General features: G+C 38.1%; 22 protein-coding genes and 1 riboswitch. Of the genes, 9 read left to right on the top strand and 13 right to left on the bottom strand.

The annotated features are described in order from the left end of the window. Positions 1-34 precede the first annotated feature (34 nt). The 4 genes from H9565_RS09215 to gndA all read right to left on the bottom strand — a co-directional run bounded on the left by H9565_RS09215 (position 35) and on the right by gndA (position 4,793). On the bottom strand, positions 35-385 hold the full coding sequence (locus H9565_RS09215) for a ribose-5-phosphate isomerase (protein WP_215438966.1): 351 nt from the start codon (positions 383-385) through the stop codon (positions 35-37). Between the two features lie 15 nt (positions 386-400). Beyond that, on the bottom strand, positions 401-2,629 hold the full coding sequence (locus tag H9565_RS09220) for a tetratricopeptide repeat-containing hybrid sensor histidine kinase/response regulator (RefSeq protein WP_215438967.1): 2,229 nt from the start codon (positions 2,627-2,629) through the stop codon (positions 401-403). A gap of 145 nt (positions 2,630-2,774) precedes the next feature. Continuing rightward, positions 2,775-3,332 (bottom strand): DUF3124 domain-containing protein, encoded by a 558-nt coding sequence (locus tag H9565_RS09225; RefSeq protein WP_215438968.1) that lies wholly within the window; start codon positions 3,330-3,332, stop codon positions 2,775-2,777. A 48-nt stretch (positions 3,333-3,380) separates the two neighbouring features. Next, the gene (gene gndA / locus H9565_RS09230; RefSeq protein ID WP_215438969.1) at positions 3,381-4,793 is read right to left on the bottom strand and encodes an NADP-dependent phosphogluconate dehydrogenase; all 1,413 of its coding nucleotides are present in this window, start codon (positions 4,791-4,793) and stop codon (positions 3,381-3,383) included. A gap of 173 nt (positions 4,794-4,966) precedes the next feature. Between gndA and zwf the strand changes: the two genes are divergently transcribed. Both zwf and pgl read left to right on the top strand, forming a co-directional pair. After that, entirely contained in the window at positions 4,967-6,499 is a 1,533-nt protein-coding gene (zwf, locus tag H9565_RS09235; RefSeq protein ID WP_215438970.1) for a glucose-6-phosphate dehydrogenase, read from the top strand. Positions 6,500-6,554: 55 nt separating this feature from the next. Further along, on the top strand, positions 6,555-7,280 hold the full coding sequence (gene pgl, locus H9565_RS09240) for a 6-phosphogluconolactonase (RefSeq protein WP_215438971.1): 726 nt from the start codon (positions 6,555-6,557) through the stop codon (positions 7,278-7,280). Here pgl and H9565_RS09245 read toward each other — a convergent pair. From H9565_RS09245 to H9565_RS09275, 7 genes are all read right to left on the bottom strand, one after another. Beyond that, positions 7,261-7,806, bottom strand: a complete 546-nt coding sequence (locus tag H9565_RS09245; RefSeq protein WP_215438972.1) for an acyl-CoA thioesterase — start codon at positions 7,804-7,806, stop codon at positions 7,261-7,263. The genes pgl and H9565_RS09245 overlap by 20 nt on opposite strands. Then, the gene (locus H9565_RS09250) at positions 7,806-8,171 is read right to left on the bottom strand and encodes a 6-phosphogluconate dehydrogenase (RefSeq protein ID WP_215438973.1); all 366 of its coding nucleotides are present in this window, start codon (positions 8,169-8,171) and stop codon (positions 7,806-7,808) included. The genes H9565_RS09245 and H9565_RS09250 overlap by 1 nt, the downstream gene beginning before the upstream one ends. Further along, the gene (rmuC, locus tag H9565_RS09255; protein ID WP_215438974.1) at positions 8,168-9,514 is read right to left on the bottom strand and encodes a DNA recombination protein RmuC; all 1,347 of its coding nucleotides are present in this window, start codon (positions 9,512-9,514) and stop codon (positions 8,168-8,170) included. Before rmuC ends, H9565_RS09250 begins: the two co-directional genes overlap by 4 nt. Positions 9,515-9,580: 66 nt before the next feature. Then, positions 9,581-10,363 carry an ABC transporter ATP-binding protein gene (locus tag H9565_RS09260; RefSeq protein WP_215439486.1) on the bottom strand — a complete coding sequence of 261 codons (783 nt, stop codon included), beginning with the start codon at positions 10,361-10,363 and terminating at the stop codon, positions 9,581-9,583. 12 nt (positions 10,364-10,375) lie between these two features. Beyond that, entirely contained in the window at positions 10,376-11,248 is an 873-nt protein-coding gene (locus H9565_RS09265; protein ID WP_215438975.1) for a 3-keto-disaccharide hydrolase, read from the bottom strand. Positions 11,249-11,381: 133 nt separating this feature from the next. Beyond that, positions 11,382-12,413, bottom strand: a complete 1,032-nt coding sequence (locus H9565_RS09270) for a FecCD family ABC transporter permease (RefSeq protein WP_215438976.1) — start codon at positions 12,411-12,413, stop codon at positions 11,382-11,384. After that, positions 12,414-13,562 (bottom strand): ABC transporter substrate-binding protein, encoded by a 1,149-nt coding sequence (locus tag H9565_RS09275; RefSeq protein WP_215438977.1) that lies wholly within the window; start codon positions 13,560-13,562, stop codon positions 12,414-12,416. A gap of 220 nt (positions 13,563-13,782) precedes the next feature. Here H9565_RS09275 and H9565_RS09280 point away from each other — a divergent pair, with 220 nt between their 5' ends. The 4 genes from H9565_RS09280 (at position 13,783) to H9565_RS09295 (ending at position 18,429) form a co-directional block, all read left to right on the top strand. Beyond that, positions 13,783-14,232: an FKBP-type peptidyl-prolyl cis-trans isomerase gene (locus tag H9565_RS09280; RefSeq protein WP_215438978.1), complete on the top strand. Its 450-nt coding sequence runs from the start codon at positions 13,783-13,785 to the stop codon at positions 14,230-14,232. Positions 14,233-14,319: 87 nt separating this feature from the next. Next, positions 14,320-14,547, top strand: a riboswitch (cobalamin riboswitch). A 31-nt stretch (positions 14,548-14,578) separates the two neighbouring features. Next, entirely contained in the window at positions 14,579-16,423 is a 1,845-nt protein-coding gene (locus H9565_RS09285; protein WP_215438979.1) for a TonB-dependent receptor plug domain-containing protein, read from the top strand. Between the two features lie 15 nt (positions 16,424-16,438). After that, a complete protein-coding gene (locus tag H9565_RS09290; protein WP_246560463.1) occupies positions 16,439-17,497 on the top strand; it encodes a YncE family protein in 1,059 nt (352 codons plus the stop codon). Between the two features lie 5 nt (positions 17,498-17,502). Beyond that, the gene (locus tag H9565_RS09295; RefSeq protein ID WP_215438981.1) at positions 17,503-18,429 is read left to right on the top strand and encodes an ABC transporter substrate-binding protein; all 927 of its coding nucleotides are present in this window, start codon (positions 17,503-17,505) and stop codon (positions 18,427-18,429) included. Positions 18,430-18,503: 74 nt separating this feature from the next. Here H9565_RS09295 and H9565_RS09300 read toward each other — a convergent pair whose 3' ends face one another. Next, positions 18,504-19,991: a S41 family peptidase gene (locus H9565_RS09300; protein WP_215438982.1), complete on the bottom strand. Its 1,488-nt coding sequence runs from the start codon at positions 19,989-19,991 to the stop codon at positions 18,504-18,506. Positions 19,992-20,074: 83 nt separating this feature from the next. Further along, positions 20,075-21,589: a S41 family peptidase gene (locus tag H9565_RS09305; protein WP_215438983.1), complete on the bottom strand. Its 1,515-nt coding sequence runs from the start codon at positions 21,587-21,589 to the stop codon at positions 20,075-20,077. Positions 21,590-21,824: 235 nt separating this feature from the next. On the opposite strand from H9565_RS09305, the gene H9565_RS09310 reads away from it, so the two are divergent. The 3 genes from H9565_RS09310 to H9565_RS09320 are packed head-to-tail and all read left to right on the top strand — an operon-like array spanning position 21,825 to position 23,329. Beyond that, entirely contained in the window at positions 21,825-22,334 is a 510-nt protein-coding gene (locus H9565_RS09310; protein WP_215438984.1) for an RNA polymerase sigma factor, read from the top strand. Continuing rightward, a complete protein-coding gene (locus tag H9565_RS09315; protein WP_215438985.1) occupies positions 22,321-22,770 on the top strand; it encodes a hypothetical protein in 450 nt (149 codons plus the stop codon). Before H9565_RS09310 ends, H9565_RS09315 begins: the two co-directional genes overlap by 14 nt. A gap of 16 nt (positions 22,771-22,786) precedes the next feature. Next, positions 22,787-23,329, top strand: coding sequence for a DUF4252 domain-containing protein (locus tag H9565_RS09320; RefSeq protein ID WP_215438986.1), 543 nt, complete (start codon positions 22,787-22,789; stop codon positions 23,327-23,329). The last annotated feature ends 27 nt before the right edge of the window (positions 23,330-23,356 follow it).

Genomic DNA, 23,356 nt, shown 5'->3' on the forward strand with positions numbered 1-23,356 from the left:
GTTCATGGAATTTGCTAGTGAAGTGGGTAGGCGATTAGTTAAACCACACTGCGTAACGTTTTCGGCGTAGTTCCAATGCTAGGGTTTCTTCCATTTTTAAAGCCTCTGCTCTGGTGTTTAGAGGTTTAATATGGTTGTAAAGACTTGGTCTTAGATAGGAACCGTATTTTTTTACAATGCTGGAAGAAAGATTGTGTCCCTTTTTGCTTAAGCTTCCCTTTTTGTGTTGTTCAAAACGTTCTTTGGGTGTTTTGCTGGTCATACCTACATACAGACATTCTAAAACTCCATTAAATTGTGGATTTGCTTCACGAAAACGTCTGTTTTCCGTGAAAACTTTTTTAGAAAGTTCTATAACGTAAATCTGATATTGAGTTTCGGCCATTTAAAAATAGATTATTTAATGGGATAAATCCATTTCTTCTTTAGGAAGGTGTTTAAAAATAATTTTCAAAAATTCGGGAAGGTTATAGGGTTTGTGTATAACATCGTCCATTCCGGAATTAAGTATTTCCTGTGTTCCTTCTTCTAACTCAACGGCCGTAAGTGCTATAATGGGGATATTTTTATTGAATTTACGAATCATCATCGTGGCTTCCATACCATTTATATTAGGCATGTTGATGTCCATCAATATTAAATCGTATGCGTTAGACTTACACATGGCAACAGCCTGTACGCCATCATTTGCTAAGCTGGACTTGATATGATGTTTCTCCAAGGTTTTTTGTGTGACCTTTTGGTTTATTTTATTGTCGTCAACAATCAGGACATGACTTGTATGGCCATTTTTTAAACCCTGTGGTATGTTAGGGTCGCTATTAAGAATAGATACTGCTTTATGTTGCTCAGTTTGTTTTTCTAGAGTTAATTCAAAACTAAATTCCGCTCCTTCGTTAGGTTGACTTGTAAGTTGAATTTCACTTCCGTAAAGGTCTAGAATCTTTTTTACAATGGTTAGACCTAAACCAGTGCCTGTATAACTATGGTTTTTATTTTCTATTTGGGTAAACTCTTTAAAAATTTCCTTCTGCATATGCAAGGGAATCCCAAGACCATCATCCTTTATAGTGAATTTTACCACGGTGTTTTCATTCTTAGTAGTTTCAACTACAACAAGGCTTAACCAAATATTACCGTTTTCGGTGAATTTAATCGCGTTGCCCATTAAGTTGATAAGTACCTGCGAAAGCCGTATAGGGTCGCCAATTAATTTATTGGGGATGTTCTCGTCAATATGAAGGTGCAGTTTGTTGCTGTTCTCGTGTAGCGTAAATTCAAAGGAACGTACTATATTCTGTATAAGGGTATCCAATTCGTAAGGCACTTTAGATAGGCTAATGGCTTCAGCATCCATCTTACTCAAAAGCAATACATCATTAATGAGCGCTAATAAGTAATCTGCAGAGAACTTTAAAGAATTTAAGTCGTCCGCATAGGCTTTTAGATTTTGGTCTTCTTTAAGCAATGTAGATATACCTATCACTCCATAAAGAGGGGTTCTAAGTTCATGACTTACGGTAGATAGGAACTTGGTCTTTACTTTAGAAAGTTTTTCGGCTTTTTCGTTGGCAAGTCTAAGCTGTTTGTTCTTTGCCATCAACCTATTGATGTAAATCCTTCGGGTTTTAAAGAAAGTAATAATGCCGAAAAGGGCTAAAACAAGAATAACAATGGCAATAATAAGAACAGTGGTAAGCGATTTTGATTTGGAGATTAACTCCTCTGCATAGGCTTGTTCCTTTAAGGCAGACTGTAGTTCTTTATGTGCTTGTTCTAAATCGTATTTAGCTCGTGCCTTCTCGGTTTCCTCTAGTTTTTTTAAGGTGTATGCCTTTTGCTTGTAGAGATTGTGTTGGTCTAAATTGGCAAAGGCTTTTTTATAATCATCCGTTTCACTGTAGAGTTTGGATAAATCTCCGTATGCCTCTATGGCAAGGTCTGTATTATCATTTTCATTGGCAAACGATGCAATTTTCTCCAACTTTTGAGTTGCCGCATCGTACTTCTTTTTAGCAAGGTAATATTTGCCATGTAGCAAATCCATGTACAATCTGTCCAGGGAATCTACTTCTTGCAAAGAAAGCTCCTCTGCTTTTTGTATGTAGTGAGCCGCATTATCCAGTTGATTGTTGTCTAAGTATGTCCAAATAAGATTTATGTACGTAAGGTATATTTCGTCGTAATCTTGGGCTTTTTGATTTAATTCTATGCTTTCCTTAAAATAAGCAATGGCCTTGTTATAGGTTTGTTTATTCTCGGAGTAAAGGATTCCCAAGTTTAAGGCTCCCCATGCTATTAAGCTGTCCGTTTCTGTGGCTCGTGCCAGCTCTAGGGCTTTTTCAGAGTAGATTTTGCCTTTTATGGTGTCTTCGGTTTCGGAATAAATTCCGCCTAAAATATCGTAGCCTAGGAACTCGTAATAATCATAATCGTACTCATGTCCTTTTTCTATTAGGGTAGCGGCGTATTTAATGGCGTCTTTATAGTTGTATTGATCGTAGGCCTCGTTTGACTTGTTTACGTAAAATTCCAAGGTATCCCGTTGCCATTCCGTTGAGTTTTGAGCTAAGGTGTTAGTCAAATGGGAAAGAAAAAAAACAATAATAAGTAATCTGAATGGGCTCATAAAATCTTAGGGGCCAATAAGAAATTTCGGGGTTGGCCTTTTTTGACGAGCTAATATAAGGATTTGCTTCACAATATATTACGAAGTAGTCAATAGATCGATGGATGGTATCTTGATAGATAGGACGTAATTGCCCTTGAATATATTATTCTGCGTCTACTTCTATTCCCTCTGTAGTAAAGGAAAATGCTTGTGCACCCAAACCACCAACCATTACTGCTTGAAATAAGGGGTTTATGGGATGTTTGGAATACCAATCTATGATAAAATTGGCACCGCTACCTCCAGAAGTATCCTGTTGTTCTATAACATAGTCAATAGACTCCATAGGGCGGAGATAAATGGCTTGATCCAGGTAACTCCTTACCAGGTCACCTCCTGTATTGTAATAATCTATAGTAGTGATAAACAGGCTATCTTTTAAACTGGTATTTCTAATGCTTAATGTGGCCGTCAATAAAGTTCTTGAGTCTCTGGTCTGGTTATAAATATCCGAATAAATGGGTACGTAGACTTGTTTGGTAAGAGGGTCGACGGCTGCACCATCGACCCTTCTAGTTAAGGTATGTTCATCAAGAACCTTTACTGGTTGCTCTTCATTTGCTTGTTTGCAAGAGGTAACCAGAAAAATGAGTATAAGAACACAGGTCTGGGCCCAAATAGAATTTTCAATTAAAAAATCGCTATTGTTGTATTTGCTCATGCCCTTATTGTTCTAGTCTCATCGAGTTAGGTTAATGGTCAACTAATTTTATTCCCATTCTGTATGGAAAATACCCTCTTTGTCTAAACGCTCATAAGTGTGAGAACCAAAGAAATCCCGTTGAGCCTGAATAAGGTTTAATGGTAATCTGCTTGATGTATAGGCATCAAAATAGGTAAGCGAGTTAGAAAGGCCAGGTAAAGGAATTCCGTTTTTGGCTGCGTGTGCTACCAATTTTCTAGCAGAGCCAACACTGCCTTTTACTTTGTCTATAAACTGATCAGAAAGTAAAAGGTTCGGAAGGTCCTTGTCCGCTTCAAATGCATCTGAAATATCAGCTAATAATCCCGCACGAATAATACATCCTTCACGCCAGATTTTTGCAATTGTAGCTATATCCAAGTTGTAATTGTATTCTTTTGAAGCATCGGCTAATTGGTGAAGTCCTTGGGCATAAGTTATGATAAAGGAGAAGTAAAGGGCTTCTTCTGCCATTTTCTCTAATTCTTCCTTGTCTAATTTTTCAACTTCTGGACGGTCGTACAATTCGTCTGCCTTCACTCGCTCTTCTTTTAAGGCTGATATTTCACGCATGCTAACGGCAATATCTATAGAAGGAACGGGGATGCCCAAATCCATTGCGTTTTGGCTGGTCCATTTTCCTGTACCTTTTTGTTTTGCACGATCAGATATCTGGTCTAAAAGCCCTAATTTACTTAAGTTAAGCTCATCTTTCTGAATAAAGATTTTAGAGGTAATCTCAACAAGAAAAGATTGTAAACGGCCCTCGTTCCATTTAGAGTAGGTAGTATGAAGCTCCTCGTTGGTATAATCCCCGGCCTTTTTAAGCAGGTCATATACTTCCGAAGTTAATTGCATAAGTCCATATTCAATACCATTATGAACCATTTTTACGTAGTTTCCGGACGATTTTGGACCTAAATATGCAACACAAGGTTCGCCTTTGTATTTTGCGGATACCGCCTCAAAAATGGGTTTGATATGTTGGTAGGCAGATTTTGAGCCTCCAGGCATGATGCTTGGCCCTAGACGAGCACCTTTTGCACCACCCGAAACACCGGCTCCAAAAAAGTTAATGGCCTTATCATGAAGATAGGCTTCACGACGGTCAGTATCCGTAAAAAATGAGTTTCCACCGTCTATTATGATATCACCGCGATCTATATGAGGTAAAAGACTTTCTATAACTGCATCTACAATTTTACCAGCAGGAACCAAAAGCATAATTTTTCTGGGTTCCTTTAACGATTTAACGAATGTTTTGATGTTCGTAGAGGCATTGACCTTGGCCTCATGGCCTCCTTCTTCCTTTAAAGCCGCTACTTTTTCAGCGTCTAAATCGTATCCGTAAGCAGAAAAACCATTGTCTGCTACATTTAATATAAAGTTACGGCCCATAACACCAAGGCCTATTAATCCAAAATCATATTTTTCTTCCATTTCCTAATTTTAAAATTAAACGATCAACGTTCAAATTGTTCTTTTTTGGTAGGTACAACCAAAATTAAACGAAATTATTGAAATGTAAGATTATCTTAGGGTAAACTCGTTGGTATTACTGCATCTTTTCGATACTTTTAACCTTTCAAATAGTATTAGGATATTATCTCATTATGAATAAAACAGAAAATCAAATTCTTGTGATATTTGGCGCTTCTGGCGACCTTACGGCAAGAAAACTTGTGCCCGCACTTTTTAATTTGTATCAGGCCAATCAACTTCCTGAAAATTTTGTGGTACTGGGGGCAAGTAGGAGTGATATGACCGATAGCGCTTTTAGGAATAAAGTGGTATTAGAGAGCACTTATTTAGAGGATAAACTTAAAGATCTAAAGGAAGAGGAGGTAAAGAACTTTGCGGATAAATTCTTTTACGAGGATTTAGGAGGGAGCTATGACACGGACTATGGTCGCTTGAGAAAGCGGGTTGAAGACTTAAAGAACAAATACCAAACATCTGGTAATATCATATACTACCTTTCTACACCGCCTACGTTGTATGAAACAATAGCTCAAAACCTTGCAGATGCAGGTATGAGCACCCAAAATAATGGTTGGAAACGCTTAATTGTTGAAAAACCTTTTGGCTACAGTTTGGATACTGCCAAACAACTTAATAGCGGCCTTCAGCAATTTTTTAAGGAACATCAGATATATAGAATAGACCACTATTTAGGTAAGGAGACGGTACAGAACCTATTGGTTACCCGTTTTGCCAATAGTATTTTTGAGCCTCTTTGGAACAGGAACTACATACACCACGTAGAAATCACCAATGCAGAGAGTGTTGGTGTGGAGAAAAGAGGAGGATATTATGATAAATCCGGTGCCTTACGGGATATGTTCCAGAACCATTTATTGCAGATTGTTTCTTTGATTGTTATGGAGCCGCCTATAAGCGATGCTCCGGAAGATATACGAAACGAAAAGGTAAAGGCGCTTAAATCGCTCAGGGTTATGAAAACCGAGCAGGAATTATTTGATAATACCATTAGGGCGCAATACACCAAATCTGTTATAGACGGAGAAGAAGTTAAAGGTTATCGTGAGGAAGAGGGAGTGGATAAAGATTCTACCACGGAAACCTTTGCGGCCATTAAGTTCTTTGTTGATAACTGGAGATGGAAAGATACACCGTTCTACGTTCGCACCGCAAAGAGAATGCCTACCAAGGCAACGGAAGTGGTGATTCACTTTAAAACCCCTCATCATCAAATTTTTCAAGATTCCGGGTTGGATAGTAAGGACAACAAGTTGGTAATCCGTATTCAGCCAGATGAAGGTATTCTATTGAAATTTGGTGTAAAAGTACCAGGTCAGGGCTTTAAGGTAGAACGTGCCAATTTAGATTTTTACTATTCTAGTTTAGCTGAAACCCATGTAATGGATGCGTACGAGCGCTTATTGTTAGATGCTATGCAGGGTGATGCAACCTTATATGCGAGAGCTGATGAGGTTGAGGCGGCTTGGGAATTTGTAGACCCTATCTTAAAGTACTGGGAAAATGGCAAAGATGTGCGTATGTACGGGTATGCTGCCGGTGTTTGGGGCCCTGAAAATTCTCATGAGCTCATAGATGGTATTGGTGAGTGGAGAAATCCAGGTCCTAATCTTACGGACGACCCTGGTTTTTGTGTCATTTGTTAATTAAAGTAAAGGCCCTTTTTTTAAGAAGGGCTCTTTTGTTCATTTAAATAAAATTATGGAATTAAAGATATATCAAGATAAAGTTGAAGTTGCTCAAGAGTTTTCAAAGTATTTTGCAGAGCAGACCAAAGGAAACGAACCTTTTCATGTAGCGCTTTCGGGAGGAAGCACGCCAAAAATAGTTTTTGATGTACTGGCCGAAAAGTTTGGAGCTAATATAGATTGGAAACTGGTACATTTTTATTGGGGAGATGAACGCTGTGTACTTCCTACGGATGATGAAAGTAATTATAAAATGACCGTAGAGCACCTTTTGTCAAAAATTGATATCCCAGAGGGTAATATTCATAGGGTAGAAGGAGAGAATGATCCTGAAAAGGAAGCGGAGCGTTATGCTCAAGTATTGAAAAATGAACTTCCGGCCAAAAACGGATTCCCTCAATTTGATTTAGTTATTTTGGGTATGGGAGATGATGGTCATACAGCATCTATTTTTCCACATGAAATAGAATTGTGGGACTCAGAAAACCTTTGTGCAGTTGCCGTTCATCCAGATTCTGGTCAAAAACGAGTTACCATAACCGGGAATGTCATCAACCACTCTAAAACTGTAGCCTTTTTGGTAACAGGGGCCAGTAAAGAGGAAAAGGTAGGAGAAATTATAAATAAGGAAGGTTCGTACACTTCGTACCCTGCCAATTTAGTGGCACCTACAACAGGAGATTTACTTTGGTTTTTGGATAAGGCCGCGGCCGCTAAAATTACCGAAGGGCAAGTTTAACATTTTCGTTGCTAAGACTCTCTAAATGCATTTCCATTTTAAATTGTGAAGAGTCAAACTGAGTGTCCCTTGAAAAGGCCTCTTCTTTACGCTGTTTACTTCTGGAAAAACGTCTAACACCTTGTTCGTTTTCTAGAAGTAAGCCGGGTACGGGAACACTTTTCCCGTTTTCATCTTTCGCTACCATAGTAAAATAGGAAGAGTTGCAATGGCGCTTTGTACCCGTGGTTATGTTTTGCGATTCTACGCGAACCCCCACGACCATAGATGTTTTTCCCGTATAGTTAATAGAGGCTCTAAGCGTTAACAGTTCACCCACTTCTACAGGGTGTAAAAAATCTACACGGTTAACGGATGCCGTTACACAGTACCGCTGCGAGTGTTTAGAAGCACAGGCGAAGGCAATTTGATCCATAAGATTAAGAATGTGGCCACCGTGAACTTTACCCCCAAAATTAGAATGGGAGGGGAGCATAAGCTCTGTTATTGATACTCTAGACTCGTTAGCGCTTTTAAACTTTTCCATTAGTTTCTAAAATGAGGTGATTGTTCTTTCTGTACGTCGGTAATGAAATATTTACTATCGCCCAACCAAAGAAAGGTAGCAAAGCGTTCTACATAGTGCAATTTTACATATTGGCCCTGATATTCTTGAAGCTTCTCTATTACTTCTTTATCCTTGTCCAATACAGAAAAAGAAAAGATTTGAGCTCCGGAAATACCTTGACTTATCTCGCCTTCCCAAGTTTTTATGATAACTCCTTTGTGGCTTATTTTTATTAGCTCTCCAGAGCGAATACCATCGCTATACGGTACAAAGTAAATAAAGGCGTAAACAATTGCGAAAAGGGCTATAATAATGCCCAGGGTTACAAAAAGCGACTTTTTCATGGTTTCAGTTTTAGTTCGCTTTCAAAATCATCGTCTTGAGCGCGTTTTAATATGGGTTCGGGAATGGATTTTTTAGCCTTGGCACCCATTTTCTTCAATTTTTCTATGCTAATAACAATGTTGCCCCGCCCTTCTACAAGCTTATTCATAGCTCCTTTGTATTCAGATTTGGCCTCGTCCATTTTCTTACCAACTTTGGTAAGGTCGTTTACAAAACCTTCAAACTTATCATAAAGAGCTCCCGCCTGTCTGGCAATCTCTATGGCGTTGCGCTGTTGCTTTTCATTGTTCCACATACTGTCTATGGTACGCAGGGTAGCAAGTAAGGTAGATGGGGTAACTATAACTATGTTCTGTTCAAATGCTTTGTTGTATAACGTAGGGTCATTGTTTATAGCAATGGCAAAAGCAGGTTCTATGGGTACGAACATGAGCACAAAATCCGGACTTTCCATAGCGTACAGGTCTTCGTATTTTTTTGAAGAAAGCTGGTCTATGTGACGCTTAAGGGAATTAATATGGTCCTTTAGGAATTTGTCGCGCAGGTCCTCTTCCGCGTTTACGTACCTCTCATAATCGGTAAGGGATACTTTGGAATCAACAACCATCTTTTTCCCATCGGGCAGGTTAATGATAACATCTGGAAGTACCCTTGAACCATCTTCTCGGGTAAAACTTTGTTGCACGGAATATTCCCTGTCTTTTTCAAGACCGGATTTTTCCAATACACGTTCCAGAACCAATTCCCCCCAATTTCCTTGCATTTTGCTGTCGCCTTTTAATGCCTTGGTAAGGTTCTCTGCTTCTTGGGTGATTTTTAGGTTTTGTGTCTGCAGGTTTAAAAGTTGCTCTTTTAAGGCTGAATGTATGCTGATGTTCTCCTTTTGGCTCTCTTCAACTTTCTTTTCAAAAAGTTGTATTTTTTCATTTAAAGGGGATAGGATGTCTTTAATGTTCTTTTCGTTACGCTCCGTAAACTTTAAACTTTTCTCCTCTAAAATCTTGTTGGCAAGATTTTCAAACTCTTTGGTAAACTTTTCTTGAAGCTTTTCTACCTCGTCTTTTTGTTCTTTGTTTTTTAGTTGAAGGTTCTCTAAATCGGCTTGGTAACGTACAATCTGGTTGCCCAGTTGTTCTTTTTCACTCTGCAGTTGCAGTTTGTGTTCTTCACTGTCACGTAGCCGTTGCTCCATAACACCAAGATTGGCATGTAACTGTTGTTCGCGTTCTTCAAGCGCACTCTGGCTACTTTTTGTCTTTAAATTTTGAATATAGTTTCCTAGGAAATAGCCTGCCGCAAGACATATCAGTCCTATTAATAAATATATAAGGTAAATGTTCATTTGTAAAATAAAGTGTTCGGGGGTAAAGATACGAGATTGGCTTTAAAACCAAACATCACGCTTACGTTACTTTTTTATCCTAAAAGAACCTGTCTTTGGGTCAAAAGCAACGGTATCGGAAGGGAATAACGACTCAAACGCTTTTTGTTCAATTAGTTCGCAAGGTTTTCCAAAATAATTTTCTTTTCCATCTAACAGAACCATTTTGTCACACAGCTGAATAGCCATTTCAATCTCATGGGTAGTAAATAGCACAATTTTTTTTGTGGAATGTGCAATGGAACGAAGCAGTTTTAAAATCTGAATTTTATGGTAAAGGTCTAGATGCGTAGTGGGTTCGTCCATTAGGATGATAGATGTATCCTGCGCTAAAGCCCGGGCAATCATAACACGTTGCAATTGCCCGTCACTTAGCTCATAACATTTTTTATCCTGAAGTTTTTCTAGCTGCAGGGATTTTAGGGCTTCTTTTATTTTCTGTTTGTCCGTTGCTGTAAGAGTGCCCAGCCAATTGGTATAGGGCTGCCTTCCTAAAGCCACTAATTCAATAACGGAAAGGTTTTTAGAGGCAATAGGCTCCGTAAGAACCATGCTTATCTCAGCTGATAGGTCTTGCGGAGAGTAAGCGGCAATAGGTTTGCCCTTAACCGCTATATGGCCGGCCAGCTGAGGTTGTGAATTGCCCAGGGTTCGCAATAAAGTAGATTTTCCAATACCGTTCACGCCAACTATGGCCGTAAGCTCACCGGGCTCCAGGCCAAAAGTAATATTTTGGGCAATAGCATTGGAGCCATATCCAATAGATAGGTTGGCAGATGAAAGCGTACTATGTTTTTTTAGGAGCCCTATGACGATTTTTTATTAAAGTTGTTTTTTGATTTCCTTTGGTAACTTCTTGATGTTCTTAATTTTGATATTCTTGTAATAAACCTCGCAGGCTTCGGACTGAAACTGTATTTTTCCTTTTGTCAGTGATTTTGCGATACCTTCTTTATTGTATTCTTTTGCATTTTCTAGAACCATAACCACTTTTCCGTTTACAATATGGTAGGCCTTATCCTCTATGCAGATAAGCTCCAAACGGCTCCATTGCCCATGCGGATTTTCAAAATTAGCAATTCTTCTACAACGGCCATTACCGCCAGTTTTAAAAGTGCGAATTTCGCCGTTTGGGTCATAGAACCAAAACTCTTTTCCGTTGTCCGTTCGTTTTGTAGCCTTGATGTCCATGCTAACACCGGCCAGCGGAAAGAAATCACCACAATCCGTTTCTTGTACTTGCATTTCCGGGGCACGCATCCAAACGTTCCAAAACTGTCCGTGAGGTTCTTGGGCGTGGTAGAGTACACCACTGTCTCTTTTATCTTTTAAGCGTGGTTCGTATTTTTTCGTTCCCCATTTTATATCAAAGATCAAATGGTAGTTTTCATATTCTTTTTTGGTACTTAAACCTCCGTAAATTTCACCGCTTACATTTAAAATGGTTTCCCCGTTTTCCTGAGTGGTGGTAAAGACATTTAAAGGGTCATTGTTGAGTCCAATTGGTGTGCCGTGCATACCGTCTCCTTTTTCATAGCCTTCTAGGTCTAATGACGTATGAGGTACACCCATGAAAATATCCCAGTTCGTAAGGTCTTTGTCCAATAGGTTCTCCCATCCTTTATCGTTCTTTTGAGCGTTCAAGAAATAAGTTGTAGATACAAGAAGAAGCAGGTAAATTAGTTTAGTTTTCATAGGTGTTGTTAAGGTTGATTTAAAGAAAAAAGTTCAATAGTATATTACTCGTAAAACTATAGGATTAGGAACAACCAGAGTATAACATATGATCTTATATGTATAATTTAAAGCTTATAGAAAGGAACAGTTGTTAAAACACCATCTTTCTTTTTCTAATTAACAACCAGATAACTACAGGAGCTCCTAGAATGCTTGTAATTGCGTTGATAGGAAATACTTCGGCACTATTAGGAAGTTGGGCTATAGTATCACAAATAAGCATTAAAATGGCTCCGTAGATTAGAACGGCAGGAAGTAAAATGCGATGTTCCGTAGTATTGAAGATTTGGCGCGTTAAATGTGGCACGGCCAAACCTATAAAAGCAATGGGACCGGCAAACGCGGTAACAACCCCGGCCAATAAGCCCGTTGCAATAATAATTTGATACCGTGAACGAATTAAATTTACACCCAAACTTTTTGCATAGTTTTCTCCAAGGAGAAGGGCGTTTAACGGTTTTATGCACAATATGGCAAGAAGTATTCCTAAAAGGATAATGATGAACAGTAGGCCCAATTGGTGCCAAGATAGGTTGCCAACACTCCCAAAAGACCAGTACACAAACTGTTGAAGCTTCTCTGCATCCGTAAAGTAAGAAAGCACACTCACTATTGCAGCGCTAATACTCCCGAACATGAGTCCTATTATCAAAAGGGCCATAGTGTCCTTTACTTTGGAGGCCACAGTGATAACGGCCAAAAGCACCAGAAAACTACCTATACTGGAAACAATGGCCATAGATACATCCGTAACCAGACTCAACCCGAATAATGAAGCTAAGGTTGATGATCCCATAATTAAGAAAGCGGCACCTAAACTGGCCCCGGAGCTAATACCCAGTACGAATGGGCCTGCCAAGGGGTTCCTGAACAAGGTTTGCATCAAGAGCCCACTTAAGGATAATCCTGCGCCTACCAATATAGCTGTAAAAGCTTTGGGTATCCTGTAGTTCCAAATGATATATTCCCAAGCGGTATTTTCTATTTCTTTGCCAAATATGGAATGTAATGTTTCCGAAAAGGGAATAGAAACCGAGCCCAAAGAGATATTGACCCCTAATGCAACTACTAAAATAGCAATCAGGAAAATGAATGAATTACGGTATGTTTTAGGGTCTTGCAATTAGTTTAAAGGCTTAAAGAAAAACAGTTCGTGGTCCGGAAGCAATTCTGGATGAAAAATATGGATAAGGTCTTTTAGTACAAGGTCTGGCCGCATAGGCCCCAATTCATAGTATAATAAACCGCCTGTTTCTCCTTTGGCAATTGTATTGGAAAAAACGGTTTTATTTTTATAAGCGTTGAATTGAGTGTAATGTTTGTTGGATTCTTTTACTTCTTCATAGGAGGTAAGCATGGAAGGGTTTAGCCAATAATCTGCATCTTGTGCAGTGGCTAGAACAGATTCCAAGCTCAGGCCTATTCCCCCGGTTTCGGGAGTTTCTTTCCATAAATAATCGGTTTTGGCATCCCTTAAAAATTGTGCCATCCAGCTTTTTCCTCCAGCAACATGCCAAACATCTTTGTATAGTCCGCCTGTAAGAGCCGTAGGTTTTTTGGTAGCACGATTAGCAATATCTTTTGTTTGTAAGTAAGATTTTTCTATAGATTTAAAGATACTGTCCGCTTTAGTTTCCAAACCAAAAAAAGGAGCAAAAAACTTGAGCCATTCCGCTTTTCCTAAGGGAGATTCCTCTGTCCAGTCTCCATTATAAACCACAGGAACATTAGAACGAATTAAGGTTTGGTACGCCTTATTCTGATTGTTAATACCAAAACCTACAACTACATCAGGTTTAAGGTTTAGGGTGATTTCTGTATTCAACGTTTCGTTGTTCCCTAGTTCCTCTATATGCCCATTATCAATTCGTTTACGTGTCTTTTCAGAAGAAATTAAATCTGTATTGGGGAAGCCAACCAGTTTGTTGGTTACGCCCAAGGCTTCAAGGGCTGGTATATGAGTTGTAGAAGTTACGATCAACCGTTCTATGGGTACGGCAACAACAGCATCATATTCGTCCTTATTAAACGTAATTGAGGCTAATTTACTTTTTGGAATCAACGCATATTTAAAGGAAGTGTCCGCTCCGGGCCAAGCAGATGAGACTTCAATAGTGGTTAGTCCGTTACTGGAGGTCTCAATTGAAAAACCTTTGGCATGGCTAATTTCAATTTCTGTTGAAGGCTCATGTTGTAATTGCGAATCACTTTTTTTATCGGTCTTACAAGCGATAAAGAAGCAAAAAAATAGAATTAAGATGCTGTTTTTCAATGGGTTTGTTTTGTTTCTGTAGTTAAGGTATGGCTCTATTATGGCATTAAAGGTACATTCTTTATGCCCTAAGAAAAAAGTGGCGAGCTAAATATTTTTAGAAAGAGGAGGTACGTAACCCACTAATTGTCATTGTGCTATTAAATTAATTTTAAGGGAGTTTAAAAATAGTTTAAGGCCTGTTAATAGTTCATTATATTTGATGCTTAAAAAAATTGTAATGAAGAAAATTTTATTTGTTTTAGCCTTAGTTGTATTTGGCTCGTGTAGTGATGATGAAAAAGTAGATTATGTAGCCAAGAACGAGGAGGAGATAAAGGAATATATTGCGGCCAATGGTTTAAATGCCACCAGGAGCGATAGTGGACTCTATTATGTAGTTGAAGAAGAAGGAACGGGAGAACGACCAAATTTTAATTCGGATGTTACTGTGGCGTATAAAGGTTACTTTACGGACAAAGAAGTTTTTGATGAAAGTAGTGCGGAAGGTATTTCTTTTAACCTAAGACAGGTAATTGCCGGGTGGACAGAAGGAATCACCTATTTTAAAGAAGGAGGAAACGGTATTCTTTTGGTACCTGCGGCTTTGGGTTATGGAAACTCTGATAACCGTGGTATTCCTGGGGGTTCCGTACTTATTTTTGAGGTTAAGCTTTTAGCCACTAATTAAGACGTTTTTCTAAAAAGCACATCTATTTTGTTCTACATCGTTTGAGAACGGACTTTTTTTAGGGTTGCAATTTTGAACGAATTGATTACCTTCGCCACGAATTTTGGTTCGATACGGTAGCATATACTTTGTCGATTAAAAGGGAATCCGGTTAAAATCCGGAACTGTTCCCGCAACTGTATGTTCTTGCCAAGAATTTCTTGGTACCTCTTAATGAGGGTGTTGTTTTCTTCTACACCACTGTCCGTTTAAATGGATGGGAAGGTAAAATAACATGGAACAAGTCAGGAGACCTGCCAATTTCATAACCTTAAACAAGACTTTCGGGTAAAAGGTCTTTAACGGTATGAGAGATTATAAGCCATTTTTGATTATTCATATTTTATTATGCACTATCCTTTGTAATGCCCAACAGGAAAGCATAACTGTTTTGGATGAGGTCATTCTTACAGATGTTCGGCTTTTGCATTTTTCAAATGGAAAAGTAGACATCCTAAATGACTCTGTAGTAGATCGTAACGGTAGTTCCTTAACGGACCTGTTACAATTTAATTCTAATGTGTATTTGAAAGAAAATGGATTAGGAATGATTTCTTCTCCATCTTTTCGTGGAACTAACGCATCACAGACGGCGGTCATCTGGAATGGTATCAATATTAACTCACAACTTACTGGACAAACCGATTTTAATACAATTATACCAAGAAATTACGGGGCAGTAAGTGTTAGAAGTGGGGGTGGGAGTGTGCAATTTGGTAGTGGAGCAATTGGGGGTAGTATACACTTGAACGACTTGTTTAGATTCTATAAACATTCTGAACATGAGTTGCTTCTTAGTTACGGAAGCTTTGATACAAGGAATTTTAACTATCATACTTCTATTGGAGACGCGAAAACCACAGTGGGTTTTGGAGTAAGCTATCTTGAATCAGAAAATAATTATAAATATTTGGGAACAGACCAAAGAAATGAAAATGGAGCCTTTAATAATGTTAATGTCAATACAAACATAGGGTACCAAATAACTGACGGGCAATTACTAAAGTACTACCACAATACTTTTATTGGCGATCGTGACTTTTCTGGCACTATCACCGCACCTTCAAATTCTAACTATCGGGATTACAATTCCCGTAACCTTTTGGAATGGAGTAGCTTTAATGCAAAACGTATTCACCGGGTTAAGCTTGGTTATCTGTATGAAAAGTACAAATACTATGATAACAAGGAAAGAGAAGATTTTTCCTTTGGAAATACAAATACGTTTTTGGTCAATTATGATTATAAAATTAATTTCAAAAATGTTGTCCTTAATGGAATTGCCGATTATAATCATATTGAAGCAAAAGGGACTTCTATTGAAAATAGCAAGAGAGAAACACTTGCAGCAACCCTTTTATTTAAGCACGATTTAGGTGATAGAATTACCTATGGAGCTAACTTGAGAAAAGAATTTATAAGTGACTACAAAAGCCCATTAATTTACTCCTTAAACGCTAGATATTCTTTTAGTCCTCAACACGCTGTTTATTTTAATGCTTCAAAAAATTATAGGGTTCCTACATTCAATGAAGTTTATTGGATTTTAGGTGGGGGGGCAGGTGGAAACCCGGATATTAGGCCGGAATCTTCTTTACAGGCAGAAATTGGGCAGGCCTTTAAAAAAGAGAGTTATACCTTTCAATGGGCTGCTTTTTATATTGATTCAGAGGACCTAATACAATGGAGACCTAACAATATGGGAATTTGGTCTCCGGTCAATATCAAAGACGCATTAAACTATGGTCTAGAAGTTTCTTTGATATTCTCGCAAAATTGGGGGAATCATGATGTTAATTGGGACAATAGTTACGCGCACACTAAGGCGGTAGATTCAGAGACAGATAAAACTTTAATGTATGTGCCCCAACATAAGGTAACTTCTAGTTTAACGTATGCATATTCGGACTGGCGCTTATTTTACCAATTATTTTTTAATAGTAGCGTATTTAGTACTTCGGATAATTCTGGGTCGTTGCCAGGCTATTCCGTTTCAAACCTAGGGTTTGGAAGAAATTTTAGAATGAAGGGGAAGTTGAATATGGAAGTGTTAATGCAAATAAACAATCTATATAATAAAGAGTATCAAAATGTGGCTTTTAGGCCTATGCCAAATAGAAACATACAATTAAAGTTAAAGTTGAAAATTTAAAAAAACAAAATGAAAATGAAAAAGGTATCAATTTTAGTAGCCATGGCGGCTTTATTTGCAGTTAGTTGTTCTGATGATGACGATGAGGTTATAATGGAAGAGGTGAAGGGAGATTACCAAAATGGAATTTTGATAAGTAATGAAGGTCCGTTTAACAATGGTACTGGAACTGTCACATATATATCAAATGATTCATTACTTGTTAAAGAGACTATTTTTAAGGCAGAAAACAATGAAGATCTTGGCAACATTGTGCAATCCATAGCTTTTGATGAAGACATGGCATATATTGTAGTTAACAACTCACATAAGATTCATGTGGTCAACCGGTATACGTTTAAAAGTGAAGCGATCATAGAAGACGGACTTTTAAACCCTAGGTACTTTACTGTTGCCAATGGTAAGGGATACGTTACAAACTGGGGTGATACGGCTGATGAAACGGATGATTACGTAGCCATTATTGATTTAGAGTCCAATGTAGTATCAAAATCCATTCCTACCGAGTTAGGACCAGAGGCAATTACTTCCAATGAAGATTTTGTATATGTTGCACATCAAGGGGCTTTTGGCCAGAACAATAAGGTTTCTATCATAGATGTCTCTACTGATGTGGTGTCAACTACGCTCACTGTTGGTGATTTTCCCAATTCTATGCAATGGGATAATGCTGGAAATTTATGGGTGTTAAGTAGTGGAGCTCCAGCATATACTGGAGAAGAGACCAATGGCACACTTGCAAAAATTAACACGTCAGACAATACGTTGGCACAGATTTTAGATTTTGAAACTACAGAGCATCCTGGCGATTTAAGTGTGGAAAATAACACATTATATTTTGGCATGTCTAATGCGGTTTATTCATTTGATTCTGGATCAGAGGCATTGCCAACCGAGGCTCATATAGCCGATGTCTCGTTTTATAGTATGACTGTTAATGATGGTAAGCTTTATGGTACAGATGCAAAAGACTATGCTAGTAAAGGAGACTTATATATTTATGATTTAAGTACTAAGGAGTTAATCAGCACCATTGCTGTAGGAATCATTCCAGGAGGTATATATTTTAATTAAACTAAATGCTCAAAGTCTGCTCTTTCATGCCCGCTGTTACGCAAATGCTCTATGATATGGGGTTGCAAGAGCATTTATATGGTATAACGTTTGAATGTCCGCCACAAGCACTAAAGGAGAAAAAGCCCGTAGTACGATGTATATTGGAAGGCAAAAATTATTCCAGTAAAGAGATAGACGTGTTTTTTTCCGAAAGTAAAAAAGAAGGAAAGAAACTCTATTACGTAGATGAAAAAGCACTGGCAGATATAGCTCCCGATGTAATCTTTACACAAGATATGTGCGATGTTTGCCAGATTGATACGGAATGTACCGCAGCGGCCGTTGCAAACCTTGAAAAGCAACCGGAGCTTATTTCAATAAGTCCATCTAGTTTTGACGATGTCTTTGAAAATGCTATTACCATTGCCAAAGCATTGAATAAGGAAGAGGTGGCCTATGCGTATTTGTCAAAGTTAAATGAACGAATAGATTATGTGGTAGACCAGCTAAGGGCGGCTAAAGTTCGTACAAAAAGAGTGTTGTTGTTGGAGTGGATAGAACCAATTTATAATTGTGGCCATTGGATTCCGCACCAAATAGGTTTTGCGGGTGGGGTGGATATGCTTTCCAATCCATCTGGGAACAGTGGAGTTCTTTCTTGGGACAAGGTAAAGTTGTATAATCCTGAAGTAATGGTCATTGCGCCTTGCGGTTTTAATATGAACAGAACATTAAAGGAAATGTACTTGTTACTATTAAAAGAAGGTTGGACTTCACTGGAAGCTGTACAGAAACAACAAGTTTATATTGCGGATTTTGATTTGTTTACGCAATCTTCTGCAGCCACCTTGGTAGAAGGGGTAGAGCTTTTGGCGGGATTGTTTCATCCGGAAGCAATTTCTATTCCCTCGCATTTAAAACGTAAGTATCAAAAGTTTTATGAGTACTGAAGTTATAATGGATTATTAAATAAAAAAACGGCCTGTTGAATACAGGCCGTTTTTTAGTTTTAAGTTATATCAGGTTACCAGATTATAGGTGGGTCGGTAACGTACATATTATCCTTTAAAGGTGTAAACATTTTAGAATTGGTCATAGTTTCAATAGGGAATTCTACTTTCTGCACACCTTTTGCAGACGAACCGGTTATAAGTTCTATGGCTTTGGCCAAAAACGGCTCTTGCAAATCACCTAGAACCCCTAAATTGCTAAGGTCTTCTAGTAGCTCAACCTGAGGAGTGAGTCCGCTAGTGAATTCGGAAAAACCTTCCGCATTTTCATTTCTTCCCAGTAAAGGCTGAATGGCCCAATTATTTTTCTTATTTATTTTCCCTACTCGTTCCGGACTATAGATATATTTATTGTCCCTATCATCTACCATAGTTACACTGAATTCATTTTTTCCGCGTGTAGTGCCCCCGATTTGAATAACGTTCATGTAGGGGTCAAGTCCGTTAATAACTAGTTCACTTGCCGAGGCGGTTCCACTAGTGGTCAAAATATAGACCTTATCTAAGTTTAAGGTGTTGATAGCTGTTCCTTTTCCTGTTTTTTCTGTAAAAAACTGTCTCAGTTCAGTATCATTGTCATCTAATATTTTTTGATATTTTTCATTATATATCGCCTTTAGAAAAACATCTTTGGAATTGGTACCGTATATCATGCTAGACAAAAGAACGGCAGTATTTACTGATCCACCAGGGTTATACCTAAGGTCTAGTACAAGGTCTGTAACGTTACTTGCTTTAAAGCGCCCAAATACCCTATTAAGCTCTTCGTCATATTCATTGGTAAAACCTGTATAGACCAAATAGCCAATTTTCTTATCCTGTATCTCTATAATCTCATCCAGAAGAATTGGGTCTTCCATGAGGCCCACTTCTTTGGTTAATTGTATATCCGTACCATTTGGTTCTGCATTTTCCCCTACAATATCGGCCATATTTAAGGTGTAGGTATCATTATCGCCAAAAAGAAGTGCTATATAGTTTTGGTCGGTAAGGGTGGTGCCATTAACACCTGTAAAAAGGTCTCCTCTTTGAATGTTTTTTGTGGAAGCATTAGAGTTGGGTACAATGTATTGAACATAGCCATAAAGCTCACTACTGTTCTTATTCTGTCTGGCAAGACCGAACATAAGGCCGTTGCTTTTGGAAATTCCCGCAAGAGATTGGGTAAGTTCTACATAATCATCCGAAAAGAAACTAAAGCGGTCTTTGGAAGACAGTAGCTTGTTGTCAAAAAACTTTCCAGGGTCAGATTCAGAAGCTAGAAATGCAGTGTAAGCTTCGGAACCCTCTGGAGTATCAGGAAACTTGGTGTCTGAAAGATTTTCAACATCGGTTTGCCAGAAATACCAGAAATTCATGGCTTTCCACATAAAATCCTGTACTTCCACTCCTGCATCCGGATCCGGGTCTACTGTGTCAGGAATGGAGAAATCATCACTTTTAGTACAAGAGAAAAATAGAAAAAGTGAAAGGAACAATCCTGTTGTTATACTTTTTTTCATAGCCGCTGATATAAGTTACTCGGGGAAGTTTTAAAGAACACCGTGAATAGAATATCACAACGTAAAAATTATAATCTTATTTTTTAATTTTTCCTTTTTAACGGTTTAAGTAAACCATCCATAACCATTGCGTTCGTTGTCAAAGAGAAAACCCTAGAATTTGAAAAGGGTTTGGGAGCTAATGTAGCGTTCAAATTTTGTTTGGCCGTATTACCCGAAATTACTGATAAGGCCAATGCTAATAACGGCTCATCTTCTTCGCCAAGTACCCCCATATTTTCAAGATCCTCCCTTAATGGGTAATCAGGAATTAATCCACTTTCATAATCTGAAAACCCATCTGCATTTTCATTTTTACCAAATAAGGGTTGTAGCCCCCACTGGTTGTCAGGGTTGATAAAGTCTTCACGGTCTTCTGAATAGAAATAATTACTTTCACGATCGTCTACCATTGTATTTGAAAATTCGCTCTTACCTACGGTTACGTCTCCAATATGTACAACATCTACATATGGAGCCAGACCGTTCATAACAAGCTCACTGGCGGATGCCGTTCTGTCTGTAGCAATAACAAAGACCCTTTTTAGATTAAGGGTGTTGAGAGGCGTTTTTGAGTCATATGTTACATCCGTAAAATAATCCTCTCCATCTCCAGTTTCAAAAGTGGCCATAATTTTATCATTGTAACGGGCTTTTAAGAAAAGCTTATCCGTTTCTGTACCATATACCGCACTGGCAATTTGTATTGCAGAAGTTACTCTGCCACCACCATTGTATCTAAAATCTAAAATTAATTCTTGAACATTTTGTTCTTTCAGCGTACCAAAAACATCATTTAATTGGTCGTCATATGCGGCTAAAAAACCGTTGTACATTATGTAACCTATTTTTGTGCCGTTCTGCTCTATGATTTTACTCAAATGGATAGGGTTTTCCGCAAAATTCTCAATCTTGGTCAATGCTACCTCTTTACCATTTCCTATAAGGTCATCTTCAGACAAATCTGCCATATTAAGCGTATAACTCGCATTATCACTAAAAAGTAAATCTATATAATTGCTAAGGGTAAGGGCTTGTCCGTTTACACCATTAAAGATTTCCCCTCTTGAAATATCCTTGCTAGCTGCATCTGAATCTGGTAAAATATAAGTGACAACACCGTATACATCAATCTCATTTTCTGCAAGATATAATTGAAATTCAAGACCGTTACTACTAGAAATGCCTTGTAACGAATTTACTAGATCTTTATAATTTTCAACAGCACGACTGAATCTGTCTTGGGCGGCACTCTCGCCAACAGCGTCAACATGATCTTTACATAAATCGTTGTAAAAAAAGCGACTAGGGTCATCCTCAGAAGCTAAAAACGAAATATAGTCAGGATCCGCCAAGTCTTCAAACTTGTTATCCGAGAGATTAGGAACTTCGGCTTGCCAGAAGTAAAAAGAATTCATGACCTGGTACATGAAATTTTGAGCAGGAAAATCAGATGCCGTCTTTACTTCTTCCGGTTCATCAGGAAAAATATTGTCGTCATTTTTACAACTAGCGAATAGAAGTCCAACAGATAGGAGCGATAAGAAATACTTTTTCATAGTTTTTTTATGAGGCTATAACTACCGAATCAATTACCGTTCCAAAAAATGAGTGATAATATAATGGGGGAGTTTAAATTAAAAGTTCTTAATTAGTATACGTAGATGATTAGTAAAAGGTTGTAGCCTTTACTTACAAAAATGAAATATAAAAAATATTTGTAACATAATTAAGAGTGGTTCGTCTTCATTGTGTAACGTCTTTTAAAGATGTTTAAATAACTATACCAATAGAATGCAACAGGCAGATTTTTTAAAAATTGTTGGTCCTTTTCAGGATAAGCTATTTCGTTTGGCAAAACGGTTATTGGTGTCAAGAGAAGAAGCTGAAGATGCCACACAGGAAATTCTGCTGAAACTTTGGGCCAAAAGCAAGAATATGGGCCAATATAAGAATGTAGAAGCTTTTGCTATGACCATGACCAAAAACTTTTGTTTGGATCGCTTAAAATCCAAACAGGCCGGAAACCTGAAGTTGGTGCATACCAACTATGTAGAGAAAGGTAGTTCGTTACAAAAACAAGTAGAAGCAAATGACAGTGTTTCATGGGTAGAAAAAATAATGGAAGATTTGCCGGAACAACAAAAAATGGTATTGCAGTTGCGAGATGTTGAGGAATATGACTATGAAGAGATTGCAAAAATGTTAGAAATGAAACCCACAGCGGTAAGAGTGGCCCTGTCTAGGGCAAGGAAGACCGTAAGGGAGAGATTAATTCAAAAACACAGCTATGGAATTGGATAGAATAGAAAAATTGCTGGAAAAATATTTTGAAGCAGAAACAACAGTGGCAGAAGAAAAAGAGCTACGAGCGTTTTTTTCTAAAGGAGAGGTGCCTGAAAACTTGGAGCAGTATATTCCGCTGTTCAGTTTTACGAGCGGAGCTAAAAAGGAACAACTTTCTAAGGAAATTGTTTTGGAACCTAAGACTACAGGAGGTAGCAGAAGTTTGTATAAATGGATGTCAATTGCTGCAGCGGTGGTACTTATGTTTGGGGTGTATTTGGGCAAAACCTATTATGATGAAAAAGAACTAGAGCAGCAACAGGCCCTTTACGCTTATAACGAAACCAAAAAGGCCTTGGATATGCTTAGCCAGAATATGGAGAGAGGCACGGAAAAAATGGGCTACCTAAACGAGTTTGTGGTAGCAAAACAAAAAATTTATAACAAGAAGTAAAATTAAAACCCGAAAAATGAAACAGATATTAATTGTACTAATGGTAGCAATGTTACCGGTCATAGGCTTTTCACAGTCCCTTTTTGATAAATATGAAGACCTAGATAAGGTAAGTGCGGTAGTAGTAAACCGTAGCATGTTTAATTTATTAAGTAAAATAGATGTTGAGGTAGATGACCCTGAGGCCAAAGATTTTATGGATATAGCCAAGAGTTTAAATAACCTAAAGGTCTTTATTACAGAAGACAAAGTTATTGCGGGCGATATGAAACTATCGGTAGATAAATACCTTAAATCGGCCAAGTTAGAAGAACTAATGCGCGTAAAGGATAAAGATGCCAACGTAAAATTTTACATCCGTAGTGGTAAAGACGATGACCATGTGAGCGAACTCTTGATGTTCGTAACCGGAATGAAATCTGACATAGATGTAAACGGAAGAAAATTTGAAACCGTATTGTTATCCTTAACCGGAGACATAGACTTGAACAAAATAGGTTCATTAACGAAAAAAATGAACTTGCCCGAAGAACTTAATGAGGCAGGTAAGAATAGATAATACAGAAATCATCATCAATCAATAATC

Origin of the sequence: Zobellia russellii (assembly GCF_018728565.1) — a bacterium.
Classification (GTDB): Bacteria; Bacteroidota; Bacteroidia; order Flavobacteriales; family Flavobacteriaceae; genus Zobellia; species Zobellia russellii.

What these genes read in the sequence shown, in the direction of transcription:
- H9565_RS09215 (WP_215438966.1), bottom strand. Translation starts at nt 385, where the DNA reads ATGGCCGAAACTCAATATCAGATTTACGTTATAGAACTTTCTAAAAAA.
- H9565_RS09220 (WP_215438967.1), bottom strand. Translation starts at nt 2,629, where the DNA reads ATGAGCCCATTCAGATTACTTATTATTGTTTTTTTTCTTTCCCATTTG.
- H9565_RS09225 (WP_215438968.1), bottom strand. Translation starts at nt 3,332, where the DNA reads ATGAGCAAATACAACAATAGCGATTTTTTAATTGAAAATTCTATTTGG.
- gndA (WP_215438969.1), bottom strand. Translation starts at nt 4,793, where the DNA reads ATGGAAGAAAAATATGATTTTGGATTAATAGGCCTTGGTGTTATGGGC.
- zwf (WP_215438970.1), top strand. Translation starts at nt 4,967, where the DNA reads ATGAATAAAACAGAAAATCAAATTCTTGTGATATTTGGCGCTTCTGGC.
- pgl (WP_215438971.1), top strand. Translation starts at nt 6,555, where the DNA reads ATGGAATTAAAGATATATCAAGATAAAGTTGAAGTTGCTCAAGAGTTT.
- H9565_RS09245 (WP_215438972.1), bottom strand. Translation starts at nt 7,806, where the DNA reads ATGGAAAAGTTTAAAAGCGCTAACGAGTCTAGAGTATCAATAACAGAG.
- H9565_RS09250 (WP_215438973.1), bottom strand. Translation starts at nt 8,171, where the DNA reads ATGAAAAAGTCGCTTTTTGTAACCCTGGGCATTATTATAGCCCTTTTC.
- rmuC (WP_215438974.1), bottom strand. Translation starts at nt 9,514, where the DNA reads ATGAACATTTACCTTATATATTTATTAATAGGACTGATATGTCTTGCG.
- H9565_RS09265 (WP_215438975.1), bottom strand. Translation starts at nt 11,248, where the DNA reads ATGAAAACTAAACTAATTTACCTGCTTCTTCTTGTATCTACAACTTAT.
- H9565_RS09280 (WP_215438978.1), top strand. Translation starts at nt 13,783, where the DNA reads ATGAAGAAAATTTTATTTGTTTTAGCCTTAGTTGTATTTGGCTCGTGT.
- H9565_RS09285 (WP_215438979.1), top strand. Translation starts at nt 14,579, where the DNA reads ATGAGAGATTATAAGCCATTTTTGATTATTCATATTTTATTATGCACT.
- H9565_RS09290 (WP_246560463.1), top strand. Translation starts at nt 16,439, where the DNA reads ATGAAAAAGGTATCAATTTTAGTAGCCATGGCGGCTTTATTTGCAGTT.
- H9565_RS09295 (WP_215438981.1), top strand. Translation starts at nt 17,503, where the DNA reads ATGCTCAAAGTCTGCTCTTTCATGCCCGCTGTTACGCAAATGCTCTAT.
- H9565_RS09300 (WP_215438982.1), bottom strand. Translation starts at nt 19,991, where the DNA reads ATGAAAAAAAGTATAACAACAGGATTGTTCCTTTCACTTTTTCTATTT.
- H9565_RS09305 (WP_215438983.1), bottom strand. Translation starts at nt 21,589, where the DNA reads ATGAAAAAGTATTTCTTATCGCTCCTATCTGTTGGACTTCTATTCGCT.
- H9565_RS09310 (WP_215438984.1), top strand. Translation starts at nt 21,825, where the DNA reads ATGCAACAGGCAGATTTTTTAAAAATTGTTGGTCCTTTTCAGGATAAG.
- H9565_RS09315 (WP_215438985.1), top strand. Translation starts at nt 22,321, where the DNA reads ATGGAATTGGATAGAATAGAAAAATTGCTGGAAAAATATTTTGAAGCA.
- H9565_RS09320 (WP_215438986.1), top strand. Translation starts at nt 22,787, where the DNA reads ATGAAACAGATATTAATTGTACTAATGGTAGCAATGTTACCGGTCATA.